This is a genomic window from Flavobacterium sp. W22_SRS_FK3 (genome assembly GCF_052113665.1).
Classification (GTDB): domain Bacteria; phylum Bacteroidota; class Bacteroidia; order Flavobacteriales; family Flavobacteriaceae; genus Flavobacterium.
Window position 1 is genome coordinate 160,844 of the sequence record NZ_JBGQOF010000006.1, and the last position, 14,186, is coordinate 175,029.

Consider the following 14,186-nt stretch of genomic DNA (forward strand, 5'->3'; position numbering starts at 1 on the left):
TTTTTTTGCATAATTTTATGAAAATCCTACTATAATAGTAGTATTTTAGCACAAAAAGTCCCTCAAAGCAAATGCCGAAGATATTAATAATAGAAGACGATATTTCTTTTTGCAAATTATTAGAAAAATTTCTAACAAAAAAAGCATACGATGTAGCCGTTGCTTTTTCTGCAGCGGAAGCCCGATTATGCATCAAAAAAGAATCTTTTGATTTGATTTTGACAGATCTTCGTTTGCCTGATTCGGATGGTATTGCATTGATGGCTGAATTTAAAACATCTAATCCTGAAATTCCCGTTGTTCTTATGACAGGATATTCAGATGTAAATACAGCGGTAAAAGCCATTAAAAATGGTGCCTCTGATTATATTTCAAAACCCTTTAATCCTGATGAGGTTTTATTGGTAATCACCAATACACTGCAAAACTTTGAAGTAAGTAAGGATCCTGTAAAAGAAAAAAAAGTCTTGCCTAAAAAAGTTTCTTCTGAAAACGAATTTGTAAGAGGAATTTCTGTAGCATCAAAAAAATTATTAGAGCATATTAAACTGGTTAGTCCTACCGATATGTCTGTTTTAATTATTGGCGAAAGCGGAACCGGAAAAGAAATTATAGCTAAAAGTATCCATCAGCAAAGTCATCGTAAAAACAATAATTTTATAGCGGTTGATTGTGGTGCTATACCTAAAGAATTGGCAGCAAGTGAATTTTTTGGGCATTTAAAAGGATCTTTTACAGGAGCAATAAGTGATAAAACTGGCTATTTTGAAGCAGCAAATGGCGGAACGATTTTTTTGGACGAGATAGGAAATCTCTCCTATGAAAACCAAATTCAGTTATTGAGAGCGCTTCAGGAACGAAAAATAAAGCCTGTTGGAAGCAACAAAGAAATTAATGTTGATATCCGGATTATTACGGCAACAAACGAGGATTTACGTGAAGCCGTTAAAAATGGAGATTTCCGAGAAGATTTGTATCATCGAATCAACGAATTTTCTATTCAGTCGCCTTCATTGACAGACAGAGGAGATGATTTAATGGTTTTTGCAGATTATTTTTTAGAGAAAGCCAATCAGCAATTGAATAAAGACATTATTGGGTTTTCGCCTGAAGTGGTGTCTATTTTTCAAAAATACAACTGGCCGGGAAACTTACGCGAACTGCAAAACTGTATTAAGCGTGCCACACTTTTATCACAGGGTGATTTTATTGAAAGTGACGTTTTGCCTATCGAATTTTTTCAGAAACAAACACAGAGCAATGAAGGGGGTTTTTCTTTATCTGAAAATGAAAAAGAAACCATTATTCATGCGCTATCCAGAACTCAAAACAACAAATCTAAAGCAGCAAAATTGCTAAAAATAACCCGAAAAACGCTTTATAACAAACTAAAGCAATATAATATAGATTAAAGAACTTCTTTCTTTAAAATAGCAAAAAGCGAATCAATTTTATTTTTTAAGGCATTATAAAGAGATTCCAAATCCGAATTGTCTAAATTATTTTGTTCCAATGCTTTCAGTATTCTTCCAATTTCATGTGACTGAATTTGTCTGAACATAGGTGCAATTCGGTGCGCTATTGAATTTATTTCAGCTATGTTTTTTTCCTGAACGGCATTTTCCAAAGCACTTAAATTTACCTTGGTACTTTCCATAAATGATGTAAGAAACTCTTTCGAAGTATCAATATCATTGCCCAAAAATTCTTTTAAAGTTGTCAGTGAATACGATTTTGTAGAGATAACTTCTTCAGTATTTACAATTTTATCAGAAACAAGATTGTTATTCAAAACACGCTGAATCGTTTCAAGCAGAACTTTTGGTGAATACGGTTTTTTGATCACAGTGGTAAATCCTGCTTTTGCATAAACAGAAAAATCCAAATCTGTTCGGCCTGTTATGGCGATAATGGGCTGGTTTTTATAAAATAAATTTGTTGTTTCGCTTTTTAGCTTTTCAATAAACATAAAGCCATCCATTTCAGGCATTTGGATGTCTGTAACAATAAAATCAAAATCGGTATTTTTAATTGTTTCTAATGCTTCTGCTGCACGGGTAAAAGAAAACACCTGATGATCTTGCTGTTTTAAGACGGTGCTGGTTAAATTCAATAAGTTGCTGTCATCATCCAGAACTATAAAAGTTAGTTTTTTAGCAATCGGAATAATTTCTTCTGGCTTTTTATCAGGTACAGTTTTACTGGTGTCAAGCAATAAGGGAAGCTGAATTTTAAAACTACTTCCTTTTCCAAATGTACTTTCAAGGTTTAAATTTCCTCCCAAAAGCAAAATTATTTTTTGGCAGATTGATAATCCTAAGCCGGTTCCTCCATATGTTTTTTCGATGTTTTCATTGGCTTGCGCAAATTCTTCAAAAACTAATTTCTGATTTTCTTTCTCAATTCCAATACCTGAATCTTCAATAGTAATGGTGAAAAAGTTACTGTCTTCAGATACAAAAGCGCTGATTCTTATAAAACCTTCTTGAGTAAATTTATAGGCATTTCCAATAATGTTACTTAAAATCTGTTTCAGACGAAAAGGATCCCCAACAATTTTTGTGTTGAGCTTTTCATCAATGTTAATAATAAGTTCGATTTTTTTTTGTTTGTAAACTGTCTGAATACTTTTAGCAACTTCATCAATGATTTCAGGTAATAAAAAAGGTACTTTTTCAATTGTGATTTTTCCGGCTTCAATTTGAGAAAAATCAAGTAAATCCTGAACGAGTTGGGTAATATATTCAGAAGAATTTTTAATATTCTTGATAAAATATGATTGCTTCGTATTTACATCAGAATTACCCAAAAGTTCTGAATAGCCAACAATCGTACTCAATGGTGTTTTTAAATCATGACTTACTGTAGAGATAAGCTGTTCACGGCTTTTGAGTAGATTTTTGGTTTTGAAATTCGCAATTTCTAACTGTTTTTTATACAATTGCGATTTCGAGTAATCGCTTACAATTATTATCGAAAAAACTACCGTAAGCAACAAACCGATTATGGCCGATGCAGTAACAATTTCATTTACTTTTTTAAGTGATTTTTCTTTGAGTGAATTGTTTTTTATCGAATTGATGATAATTTCCCGCTCAATAATACGAAGTACTTTTCGGAGCTGTTCAGATATGGCAATTTCGTTTTTAAGCAGTTTGTTTTCTTCAAAATTCAGGGATTCTTTTTTCTTTTCTGCTTTTAATTTTACATCACTCAACAGTTTTTTTGAATTCGCTAAAATCGAATCAGATGCTTGCTTGCTTAAGGTATTGGTACTGTCATCAGGAATATTCTGATTCAGGTAATCCACATATTTTTGTAAAACATTTCGCTGGTAACTTCCTAAATCATTCGGGCTTTTGGCAAAGTCCTGAAGTTCCAGTTTTCGGAGTTTAAACTCCATTTTGGTTATTTCATTTATCGCGGTATTTACAGAAACTTCATCTTCTGCTTTGTTTTTTATAGCTTTTAATTGCGTGATATTTTCTGTTTTTTCAGACAATAAATAAGTAACACTGTCCAATAAAACTTTTTGATACTCAGTACTAACAATTTGTTTTAGCGTATCAATTCTTGATTTTAAGGAATCTGTTTCGATAAGATAACGTTTGAAATCTTTTTCAGAGTTGGTCTGAATTGTTTTTCGGGCTAAACTTTCGGTTTTATACACGTTAGAAAAAAGCTTACTGACTCTTAAGATCTTTGTTTTTTCAAAAGCAATTTTATTTTCCAAATTGTTATAAACTACATTTTCAGAATATAAAAACCATCCCACAATCACGACTAATCCGATTAGGGCAAGATAGCCGAAAAGTACTTTAATAGGCATGTAGCTTCTTTTGCTTTCCATAAACTGGTGGTAAGGAATTTATTTTTTGAAAATGATTACTGCAATTTATTCAATATTTTCTGTTTTAAAAAGCCAAACTTTCTATAAAAAAATAGCCACAGACTATAAATCTGTGGCACATTATAATTGAGTCATTAATTAAAGGGTTTCATTTAGCCATTTAAAAAATTCATTTTGCCAAATCTGCGCATTTTGAGGTTTTAAAACCCAGTGATTTTCTTCTGGAAAATAAAGCAAACGGCTTTTGATACCTCTTAACTGAGCCGCCTGAAAAGCTTCCTGACCTTGCCCGATTGGCACACGGAAATCTTTTCCGCCCTGAATAATTAAAATAGGTCTGTTCCAGTTCCCAACTAAACTTGCCGGATTAAAGGTGGTGTATGTTTTTTGTGCAACTGCATTGTCCTTTTCCCAGTACGCACCTCCAAAATCCCAGTTGTTAAAGAAAACTTCTTCGGTAGTTCCAAACATACTTTGCGTATTGAAAACACCATCATGAGCGATAAAAGTTTTAAAGCGGTTTTTGTGAATTCCGGCCAGATAAAATACAGAATATCCTCCGTAGCTTGCACCTACGCAACCTAAGCGACTTTTGTCAACATAGTTTTCTTTGGCAACATCATCAATAGCAGAAAGGTAATCATCCATAACCTGACCACCCCAGTCTTTACTGATCTGTTCGTTCCATTCTACACCGTGACCCGGCATTCCACGACGATTGGGTGCAACAACAATATAACCTTTGGCAGCCATAAGCTGAAAATTCCAACGGAAAGAATACGATTGTGTCAATGCAGCTTGTGGACCGCCCTGACAATATAATAAGGTTGGATATTTTTTTGTAGCATCAAAATTTGGCGGCAAAATTACCCAAACTAACATTTTTTTACCGTCAGTTGTGGTTACATAACGCTTTTCGGTTTTGCTTAATGCTATTGTTTTATAAGTTTCGGTGTTGATGTTTGATAATTGTTTCCAGCTATTCTTCTTTAAATTATAAGAAAAAATCTCCGAAGCATGATTCATGTCAGATCGTGTCACTATAATATCATCACCTGAAAAGCCAACTAAGTTATTTACGTCAAAATCACCTCTGGTAATTTGACGAACCTGAATGGCTATTCTGGTTAATCCCGGAAAGTTTACCGTAAAAAGTTGTTTTGTACCCTCAACAGCAGCAACAAAATATACATTTTTACCATCTTTGCTCCAGATAAAATTATCTACAGTTCCATCCCAGTTAGCTGTTAAATTGCTTTTGATTCCTTTAAATTCAACAATAATATCATTTTTATCCGACTCATAGCCATCACGTTTCATTTGTAACCAGGTGAGATTTCCTGTTGGAGAAAATTGCGGAGCCGTATCGTAGCCCAAATTATCTTCAGTTCTGTTAGTAGTCTTTTGAGTTTCTAAATTATACTCATAAATATTGGTGTTGGTAGAAATAGCATATTCAGTTCCTGATTTTTTTTTGCACACATACAAAATGTTTTTGCTGTCTGGGGACCAGATATAGTCTTCGTCACCACCAAAAGGTTTTTGCGGTGAATCAAAAGTTTCACCTTTTAAAATGTCAGTTCCTGTGGCACCTTCTTTGTTTTCTTTATAAAAAACGTGATTAAATTTTCCTTCGTTCCAGGTATCCCAATGACGATAATCCAGACCGTCATAAATTTGAGCATCCGATTTATCAAGATTTGGGTAAAAATCTTTTCCTAAAACTTTCTCTAATTTGACTTCTTCATTATACACTAAAAATTTTCCGTCTGGCGAAATGTTTTTATTAGCCAAAACGTCTTTAGTATCTTTGATTTCATTTGCACTTCCGCCATTTACAGGCAAAATATAATATTTTGAATTTGATTTGTTTTCTTCTACAGAAGGAGTTGAAACCTTAAAAACAATATTTTTTGCATCTTTCGAAAGCCCAAGAGTCGTTACTCTTCCTAATTTCCATAACAATTCCTGTGACATTACATTTTGTCCGATAGCATTCAAACTCATCATTAGTAAGGTTATAAATAATACTTTTTTCATAATAAAAACTTTAATTTTCATGGTGCTAAAAGTACAAATTTTAAATTCCAATCTTTTTAAATAAAACCCAAAAAATAAATTCCCAATACCATTCATTGTAGGAATAAATTCCAAATTTTTCTACTATTTTACCTTTTGTCAATTTGGCAAACGGAGTTATTCAATCCAACACAAAATGATATTTGGAATTTGGAATTTAAAAGTTTTGGAATTTAAAAAAATGCTATTTTTATAAAAAATTGACAAATGGAATTAAGTTATTGGGAACTTAAAAATTGGTTTACAAATGTAGAGTATACTGTAGTTGGAAGCGGAATAGTAGGACTTCATGCAGCATTACGCTTGCGCGAAAGATTTCCAACAGCGAAAATCCTGGTGTTAGAAAAAGGTATGCTGCCACAAGGCGCGAGTACTAAAAATGCTGGTTTTGCCTGTTTTGGAAGCCTTTCTGAAATTATGGAGGATTTAAAAATTCATACAGAAGAAGATGTAGTTCAGTTGATTGAAAAACGCTGGCAAGGTTTGCAATTGCTTCGAAAAAGGTTAGGGGATTTTGCTATAGATTTTAGGCCTCATGGCGGATACGAATTATTTTTGAAAGAGGACGAGAGAGCATTTAACGAATGTGTGGTAAGATTGCCGTTTGTCAATGAAATTTTAAAACCACTTTTTAAAGCAGACGTTTTTTCAAAAGAAGTAGACCGGTTTGGATTTCAAAACATACACGAATATTTGATCTTTAATCCTTTTGAGGCGCAAATAGATACCGGAAATATGATGCAGGAATTGCTCAAAGAAGCTGTTGCTGCCAATATTTTGATTTTAAATCAACAAACCGTAACTTCTTATGGGGATACAGGAAACCATGTTGAAGTGGTGCTGCATGATTTTAGTTTTATTTCTAAAAAAATACTTTTTGCAACCAATGGTTTTGCCAATACTTTGACAAAAGGTGCTGTTCAGCCAGCCAGAGCACAGGTTTTAATTACGGAGCCCATTGCTGATTTAGATATTAAAGGAACTTTTCATTTAGACAAAGGGTATTACTATTTCAGAAATATCGGTGACAGAATTCTGCTGGGTGGAGGACGAAACTTAGATTTTGAAACGGAAAATACGACTGAATTCGGTCGGACTAAAATTGTGCAAAATAAATTGGAAGATTTACTTAAAAATGTAATTTTACCAAATCAGGATTTCCAGATCGCTCATCGCTGGAGTGGTATTATGGGAGTAGGAAACAGCAAAAAACCTATTGTCTCACAACTATCTGAAAACGTATTTTGTGGAGTTCGTTTAGGCGGAATGGGAGTAGCAATAGGCAGTTTAATAGGAACAGAATTAGCAGATTTAATATAATGGCAATAAAAAAAACAGCACCAAAAAAAACAACCTCGAGTAAATCTAAACCAGCTTCTAAAAAGTCTAATCGCTCATTTGGCCAAAAAGTGAAATGGTTTTTTATCAAATTATGTTTATGGTTCTTCGGGCTCTCGATTGCATCAGTTGTGATTTTTAAATTTGTTCCGGTACCGTTTACACCGCTTATGGTGATTCGTGCCATTGAAAATAAAATGGATAGTAAAGAAGTTTATTTTGACCATAATTGGGAACCGATTGAAAAAATTTCCATGAATCTTCAAAAGGCGGTTATCGCCAGTGAAGACGGCACTTTTTTACATCACAACGGATTCGATTTTAAAGCGCTTCAAAAAGCCTATAAAAGCAATGAGAGGGGCCGAAGAATTCGTGGTGGAAGTACCATTTCGCAGCAGACAGCCAAAAATGTTTTTCTTTGGCAGGGAAAAAGTTATTTCCGTAAAGGATTGGAAGCTTATTTTACGGTTCTCATTGAAATTATTTGGGGTAAAGAGCGAATCATGGAAGTCTATCTGAATAGTATCGAAATGGGCGATGGTGTTTATGGTGCTTATGCAGCAACAGAACATTGGTACAGAAGAGATGCTTCAAGCTTAACTCCAATGCAGGCGGCCGGAATTGCGGCTATATTGCCAAATCCACGCAAATTTAAGGCTACTGGTTCGTCAAGTTATATTATTAGAAGAAAAGAAAGAATAGTTCGCGAAATGCGTGCGGTTGGAAAAATCAATTATAATGGGAAGTAAAAAAAATGTTTTTGTATTTCTCCTTTTAACAACAGCATTATCTTTTGCTCAGGGAAAAACCTCCGAAATAGGTTTTATCACAGATAATGATTTGTATACTTCGTCTAAAAATGATATGTATTACACCAATGGGCTAGAGTTTTTTTATAGGTTTTTGTCGAAAAACACCAACCAGAAAATCAATAAAAAGATAACCGAATTCAGAATCGGGCAATATATTTATAATCCTAGATTTATTAATGAAGAAGCCGTTACGATAAACGACCGTCCTTTTACCGGATATCTTTTTGCTGAAGCGGGGAGGAATTTTTTTTACCAAAGCGAATCGGTTTTGAAAACGGATTTTCAGTTTGGTTACATGGGGCCGAATGCCTTTGGCGAAGAAACGCAGGAAAGTTTTCATAAAATAATTGGTTATAAAGAAGTTTTTGGCTGGGAGAACCAACTTCATAATGCATTGGCTGTTCAGGCTCATGTTCTGTATTCTAAAAAATTATTTCCAATTAAACATCATGATTTTTCAGATCTTCATTTTCAGTCTGAAGCTAATTTGGGAACCATTTTTACAGGGTTTTCGACAGGATTTTTAGCACGATTTGGATTTAAGAAATTACTGCCTGTTTACGATTCTAATTTGCACGATGCTTCGGTAAGTTTTGAACCGCAGCATACTATTCAGGAGTTTTACTTTTATGCGATACCGAGTGTCAATTATCAATTTTATGATGCGACAATTCAGGGCAGTATGTTTAATGATGGCAGTCCGCTGACTTTTGATTTGGAACCACTGCGTTTTAATGCCGAAGCAGGTTTCAAATATCGTTACAACAATTTTAATATCTCATACTCCTTTATTTATCGGGGAAGAGAATTAAAAGATCCGGTTCACAATACCAATACAGGTTATTTTTACGGTTCGATTCGGTTAGGGTTTTTGCTTAAATAGTTTATAAATTCTATAAATTACTGTTTAACATTAAATCATATTTCTAAGTTTTGTATTTTTATAAAATGCACGATAAAAAAATAGTTCTAACTTAAACCAAAAAACACTATGGGAAAATTTGTGATTACCACGAGAGCCAACGGAGAGTTTCAATTTAATTTAAAAGCTGGAAATGGCCAAACCATTTTGGCAAGTGAAGGGTATACTACTAAAGCAGCTTGCTTGAACGGAATAGAATCTGTGAAAAAAAACTCTCAGGATGATTCAAAATTTGATAAAAAAGAATCTTCAAACGGAAAGCCATATTTTAACTTAAAAGCTACCAATGGTCAAATTATTGGCTCAAGCGAAATGTACGAAAGTGTTGCAGCAAGAGATAACGGTATTGCCTCTGTTAAAACAAATGCTCCGGGGGCCACAACGGACGATCAGGCTTAAGTTTTGATTTGTAAAATATTTGAAAGCTCTCGTTATGGAGGGCTTTTTTTGGGTTCTTAAAATTCTAAAATTTCTAATATAGCCCCGATAGAAATGGAAATCCTTTTTTTGAGATTCTTTATCGAAAAAAAGATTGAAATGTATAGCGGGACAAAAGTTGTGTTTGATCACTAAATAAACTGCTCCTTAAAAAAATTAATAATACAATCTAAAATCGAGCAGTTTGCAAAGGTCATAATGCTTTTCGTAAAGGGTTTCTACAATTTCAATCAGATCATCTTCCTGCTGGCATAATTTAAAAAAAGCTTTGTCAACAGAACTTGTGCTGGTAAATTTATTAGAAACTGTTCCGTAGCCCGAAATAGCTCGTGCGCCGGTAATATCTAAAAAATACTGTGACTCTTCAGGTGTTAAATCCAATATTTTTGAGTTGGCAAAATGTAGAATTTTGCCCCTCATTTTTCCTTCAAATAGTTCGGCGATTTCTTCTAAGCTATAATAGTAGTCATGAAGACAAATGTTGTTGGGTTCGCCTTTCATAACGAGATAGATGATTTCGTAATCCTTAAAATTATGATCATCATAAAGTAAGGTATTCAGACTTTCTTCAAGTCCTTCTATCGTGTCGCAGGTTTTATAAATGCTCGAAATCCCCTGATTAAAAGCCAGTTTTTCTAAGTTTTTGACCACTTCTGTGGCTGTGTTGTTTTCTATGTCTAAAACGCCTTCAAGGCAGAAAATAAATTTATCAGAATCCATGACATTGATTTTTTGTAAACGATGTGGCCTAAAAAGGCTATAGTTTTAATCCCTAACAGCAATTTAATTATAATTGCCAAGATATAAAAGGCTGCTAAAGACAGTTTAACACAATTGTTGAGGTTTAACCTTTTAATAATGTCAGGAGAATTTTAAAGTCATAACTTTAATAAAATTTTTAAGATTATGGAAATCAATTGGATAGTGTTAGGAGTTATGGCAATCGTATTAATTGCTTTGATTGTATTTATGATAAAAAAAAATCAAAAGGAAAAAAAGAAACTGACCGATTTATTGAATAACGATTTTAAGAAATCCGATGAAGATGAACCTGATTTTGATAATGTAAGTGAACGATAATTAAGTTGAAAAGAAAAACCGTATCTCAATAAAGTAATACGGTTTTTTTTTGTGGAGAATACCGGATTCGAACCGGTCACCTCTTGCCTGCCAGGCAAGCGCTCTAGCCAAATGAGCTAATCCCCCATTTCGACAGCAAATAAAGTCAATTAATTTTCAAAAAACAAATTTCAAATCGCATTGAATTGAAAATACTTGTCAAAACCGTAACTTTACGTTCAAATCTATTTTTATGAGTTTAGAAAATCAAAACGGATCTTTACAGACTAGTTTTACTGGTACAGTTGCAACGGTAGAGTTTGGGCATCCTGCGAGTAATTCTTTTCCGCGCAATTTATTGAATCGCTTAACTGCTGAAATTAATTTGTTGAGCAGAAATGAAACTATTTCAGTTATTATTTTGCAAAGCCAAGGGGCTAAAGTTTTTTGTTCCGGAGCTTCGTTTGATGAACTTTTGGAGGTTGAAAACGAAGAACAGGGAACTGAATTTTTCTCCGGATTTGCCCATTTACTCAATGCGATGCGCAATTGTTCGAAAATTATTATTGGTCGTGTACAAGGAAAAGCAGTGGGAGGCGGAGTTGGAATTATTGCTGCCTGCGATTACGTTTTTGCAACGACAGAAAGTGCTGTAAAACTCTCAGAGCTTGCCATTGGGATTGGACCGTTTGTGATTGAACCCGCTGTTTCCCGTAAAATAGGTAAAATGGCAATGACCGAAATGACATTGGCGGCTCACGGGTGGAAGTCGGCAGAATGGGCGCTTGAACATGGGCTATATTCTGAAATCCATCCTGCAACCGAACTGGAAGCTGCTGTCGAAAATTTCGCCAAAAAACTGAGTGCATACAATCCCGATGCTTTATGTGAAATGAAGAAAATTATCTGGGAAAACACGGAACATTGGGAATCCTTGCTTTTTGAACGTGCGGCAATTACAGGTAAATTAATCTTATCTGATTTTAGTAAAACGGCTTTATTGCAATTCAAGAAGTAGTTTTTTCAGGAGCTGATCCTGCTGTGCGCTATATCTTTTGTACCGAACCCTGGCACAAAAGGATGCCGCTTCCATCAGGGCTAGTACTGTAATTAACACCTTTTTGTATTAAAAGAACATTTCTCGCTTCTATTTCCTAAATTTGCAGAAAAAATACCCGATGAGTAATATCAGAATTACAAAACAATTTAGTTTCGAAACCGGACACGCTTTGTACGGTTATGACGGAAAATGCAAGAACGTTCACGGACACAGTTACAAATTATCGGTAACGGTTATTGGCTCACCAATTACAGACCGCTCAAATGTAAAATTCGGAATGGTAATCGATTTTTCGGATCTAAAGAAAATTGTAAAAGAAGAAATCGTCGATCAGTTTGATCATGCAACTGTTTTTAATGAAACGACACCACATATCGAATTAGCAAACGAACTCAAAAATCGTGGACATCATGTAATTTTAGTCGATTATCAGCCAACCAGCGAAAATATGGTGGTTGATTTTGCAGACAGAATTATCGCAAGACTACCTTCAGGAATTAAACTATTTTCACTAAAACTTCAGGAAACCGAATCTTCATTTGCAGAATGGTACGCATCTGATAATTTGTAAACAGTAAAAAGTTAAATGTGAAAAGTAAAGCGTTTCACATCTTACGAATCACATTTCATAATACACATAAATGAAAAAAATATATTTTGCTTCTGATCAGCATTTTGGAGCTCCAACTCCGGAATTGAGTTTGCCCCGTGAAAGGAAATTTGTGGCTTGGCTTGATGAGATAAAGGATGATGCTGAAGCTATTTTTTTATTAGGCGATTTATTTGATTTTTGGTTTGAATACAAAACCGTTGTTCCAAAAGGATTTGTTCGTATTTTAGGTAAACTGGCAGAGATTCGTGATAGCGGAATACCCATTTTTTTCTTTGTTGGAAACCATGATTTGTGGATGTACGATTATTTTCAAACCGAATTGAATATTCCGGTTTATCATGATAATAAGGAATTTACTTTTAACGGAAAAACATTCTTAATTGGCCACGGTGACGGAAAAGGCCCTGGCGATAAGGGGTACAAACGAATGAAAAAAGTTTTTACAAATCCATTTTCAAAATGGCTTTTTCGTTGGCTTCATCCCGATGTTGGGGTGAGTTTGGCACAGTATTTATCAGTAAAAAACAAATTAATTTCCGGGGATGATGATGTTAAATTTCTGGGAGAAGAAAATGAGTGGCTGGTTTTGTACGCCAAACGTAAACTCGAAACCAAACATTACAACTACTTTATTTTTGGTCACCGCCATTTACCTATGATTATTCCGGTAGGAGAAGATTCAAAATATGTAAATCTGGGTGACTGGATTGGTTACTTTACTTACGGTGTGTTTGATGGCGAAACATTCGAACTTAAAAAATTCGAAAAATAATTATTTTTTAGCTGCCGGATAAACAGCTATTTTATGTGTTCTTAGCGAATAGCTGGTAATAACAGAACTATTTGATTGCTGAAAACGGATTGCTTTCGAATCTTGTTTTGGCATATGACATTCCACACAATTATCCGCTAACTTTGATTTTGAGATTGTTTTTAAAGTTACAATATTGTGTTGCGTATTTTGATGGCAGCTCATACAAATTTTTGAATAAGAAATATAATTCTGTGGCTCATTCTGGTGAGGATTATGACAGGTAATGCAGTCCATAGTCTGGCTTTTTTGAAAACATTTACTCTGTGAAAGCAAACCGAATTGATTGCCATGCACATCAAAATTCAAAGTATCTTTTGAGCGTGGATTTTCTACAAAATAATCAGATAGATTGTCTCCGGGTTTATATTCAAATCTTGATTTTAGTTTAGTTTTATCACCTCCAGAATGACATAAAGCACAGGCATCTATTCTTTGCTGTCTGTTTAAATTTCTAAAAGAAACTATATTTTGAGCTTTTTTTAAATCAGGAAATTTTAAATGCGTCTGAACATGTGTTTTTGCCGGTCCATGACAACGTTCACAATCTATTCCATAAATTAAAGTTTTTTTATTCATAAAGTCTTCAACGTCCATTCCCATGTAGGTGTAGTTTTCTGAGCTATTTTTTGTAACGAATCTGCTTGCTACATTAGAACTGTGACATGCAAAACATTCTTTTTGTATTTTTTTATTAAAATTGGGGGTTGTTGCTGAATAATTTGGACTTGTTGCCCAGCCATTTATAGATTTATAGTATGAAATAGGCAATTCATAAAGATGGTGATTTTTCCAATACCCACTCGTTTGTGCATGTTTGATTCCAAAAATTACGTCAAATGGATAAGCTTTTATTTCTTTTCCGTTTTTGTACAGCACCTGGTAAAGAGAATCTTTACGCTCTTCCATGACTAACTTAGTGTTTTTGTCATAGACGAAAGTATTGTGTCCATTTGTAAAATGGCCTACAATGTTTTGTTTAGTAGCAGGTGAAGAAGCTTTGTAATGAGCACTGAGAATGGCTGTTTGATGCTGTGTTTGATGACATTGAATACAACTTTCTGAACCGGCATAATCTGTCCCTCTGGGGTCAGTGTAATTGTCAGATTCATTTTTGCAGCTGGTTAAAAGTACGGTCCAAACAAAAATGATAAAAAGAATATGTGCTTTTTTCATTGTTGTAAATATACTTTTTTTTGAATTA

13 protein-coding genes and 1 tRNA gene are annotated in these 14,186 nt (G+C 34.2%); 9 read left to right on the forward strand and 5 right to left on the reverse strand.

The window, feature by feature from the left end; all coding sequences use genetic code 11:
• Positions 1–71 precede the first annotated feature (71 nt).
• Positions 72–1,412 (forward strand): sigma-54-dependent transcriptional regulator, encoded by a 1,341-nt coding sequence (locus ACEN2I_RS07930; RefSeq protein WP_441765559.1) that lies wholly within the window; start codon positions 72–74, stop codon positions 1,410–1,412.
• Here ACEN2I_RS07930 and ACEN2I_RS07935 read toward each other — a convergent pair.
• Together ACEN2I_RS07935 and ACEN2I_RS07940 are read right to left on the reverse strand one after the other, a co-directional pair.
• The gene (locus tag ACEN2I_RS07935; protein WP_441765560.1) at positions 1,409–3,850 is read right to left on the reverse strand and encodes an ATP-binding response regulator; all 2,442 of its coding nucleotides are present in this window, start codon (positions 3,848–3,850) and stop codon (positions 1,409–1,411) included. The genes ACEN2I_RS07930 and ACEN2I_RS07935 overlap by 4 nt on opposite strands.
• Before the next feature lie 138 nt (positions 3,851–3,988).
• Positions 3,989–5,890, reverse strand: a complete 1,902-nt coding sequence (locus ACEN2I_RS07940; protein WP_441765561.1) for an alpha/beta fold hydrolase — start codon at positions 5,888–5,890, stop codon at positions 3,989–3,991.
• Between the two features lie 246 nt (positions 5,891–6,136).
• Between ACEN2I_RS07940 and ACEN2I_RS07945 the strand changes: the two genes are divergently transcribed.
• The 4 genes from ACEN2I_RS07945 to ACEN2I_RS07960 all read left to right on the forward strand — a co-directional run bounded on the left by ACEN2I_RS07945 (position 6,137) and on the right by ACEN2I_RS07960 (position 9,400).
• Positions 6,137–7,249, forward strand: a complete 1,113-nt coding sequence (locus ACEN2I_RS07945; protein WP_441765562.1) for an NAD(P)/FAD-dependent oxidoreductase — start codon at positions 6,137–6,139, stop codon at positions 7,247–7,249.
• Positions 7,249–8,016 carry a monofunctional biosynthetic peptidoglycan transglycosylase gene (gene mtgA / locus ACEN2I_RS07950; protein ID WP_441765563.1) on the forward strand — a complete coding sequence of 256 codons (768 nt, stop codon included), beginning with the start codon at positions 7,249–7,251 and terminating at the stop codon, positions 8,014–8,016. The genes ACEN2I_RS07945 and mtgA overlap by 1 nt, the downstream gene beginning before the upstream one ends.
• Positions 8,006–8,962 carry a lipid A deacylase LpxR family protein gene (locus tag ACEN2I_RS07955; RefSeq protein WP_441765564.1) on the forward strand — a complete coding sequence of 319 codons (957 nt, stop codon included), beginning with the start codon at positions 8,006–8,008 and terminating at the stop codon, positions 8,960–8,962. Before mtgA ends, ACEN2I_RS07955 begins: the two co-directional genes overlap by 11 nt.
• A 108-nt stretch (positions 8,963–9,070) precedes the next feature.
• Positions 9,071–9,400, forward strand: a complete 330-nt coding sequence (locus tag ACEN2I_RS07960) for a YegP family protein (RefSeq protein ID WP_441765565.1) — start codon at positions 9,071–9,073, stop codon at positions 9,398–9,400.
• A 195-nt stretch (positions 9,401–9,595) separates the two neighbouring features.
• Here the strand turns inward: ACEN2I_RS07960 and ACEN2I_RS07965 are convergent, their stop codons facing one another.
• Positions 9,596–10,159, reverse strand: coding sequence for a DUF6642 family protein (locus tag ACEN2I_RS07965; RefSeq protein WP_441765566.1), 564 nt, complete (start codon positions 10,157–10,159; stop codon positions 9,596–9,598).
• A 186-nt stretch (positions 10,160–10,345) separates the two neighbouring features.
• Here ACEN2I_RS07965 and ACEN2I_RS07970 point away from each other — a divergent pair, with 186 nt between their 5' ends.
• On the forward strand, positions 10,346–10,519 hold the full coding sequence (locus ACEN2I_RS07970) for a hypothetical protein (RefSeq protein WP_441765567.1): 174 nt from the start codon (positions 10,346–10,348) through the stop codon (positions 10,517–10,519).
• A 52-nt stretch (positions 10,520–10,571) separates the two neighbouring features.
• On the opposite strand, the gene ACEN2I_RS07975 is transcribed toward ACEN2I_RS07970, so the two are convergent.
• Positions 10,572–10,645: transfer RNA gene (locus ACEN2I_RS07975), tRNA-Ala, on the reverse strand.
• Between the two features lie 106 nt (positions 10,646–10,751).
• Between ACEN2I_RS07975 and ACEN2I_RS07980 the strand changes: the two genes are divergently transcribed.
• The 3 genes from ACEN2I_RS07980 to ACEN2I_RS07990 all read left to right on the forward strand — a co-directional run bounded on the left by ACEN2I_RS07980 (position 10,752) and on the right by ACEN2I_RS07990 (position 12,943).
• A complete protein-coding gene (locus ACEN2I_RS07980) occupies positions 10,752–11,516 on the forward strand; it encodes an enoyl-CoA hydratase/isomerase family protein (protein WP_441765568.1) in 765 nt (254 codons plus the stop codon).
• Positions 11,517–11,676: 160 nt separating this feature from the next.
• On the forward strand, positions 11,677–12,129 hold the full coding sequence (locus ACEN2I_RS07985) for a 6-pyruvoyl trahydropterin synthase family protein (protein WP_441765569.1): 453 nt from the start codon (positions 11,677–11,679) through the stop codon (positions 12,127–12,129).
• A 70-nt stretch (positions 12,130–12,199) separates the two neighbouring features.
• Positions 12,200–12,943, forward strand: coding sequence for a UDP-2,3-diacylglucosamine diphosphatase (locus ACEN2I_RS07990; RefSeq protein ID WP_441765570.1), 744 nt, complete (start codon positions 12,200–12,202; stop codon positions 12,941–12,943).
• Here the strand turns inward: ACEN2I_RS07990 and ACEN2I_RS07995 are convergent, their stop codons facing one another.
• Positions 12,944–14,158 (reverse strand): cytochrome c3 family protein, encoded by a 1,215-nt coding sequence (locus ACEN2I_RS07995; RefSeq protein ID WP_441765571.1) that lies wholly within the window; start codon positions 14,156–14,158, stop codon positions 12,944–12,946.
• Between the last annotated feature and the right edge of the window lie 28 nt (positions 14,159–14,186).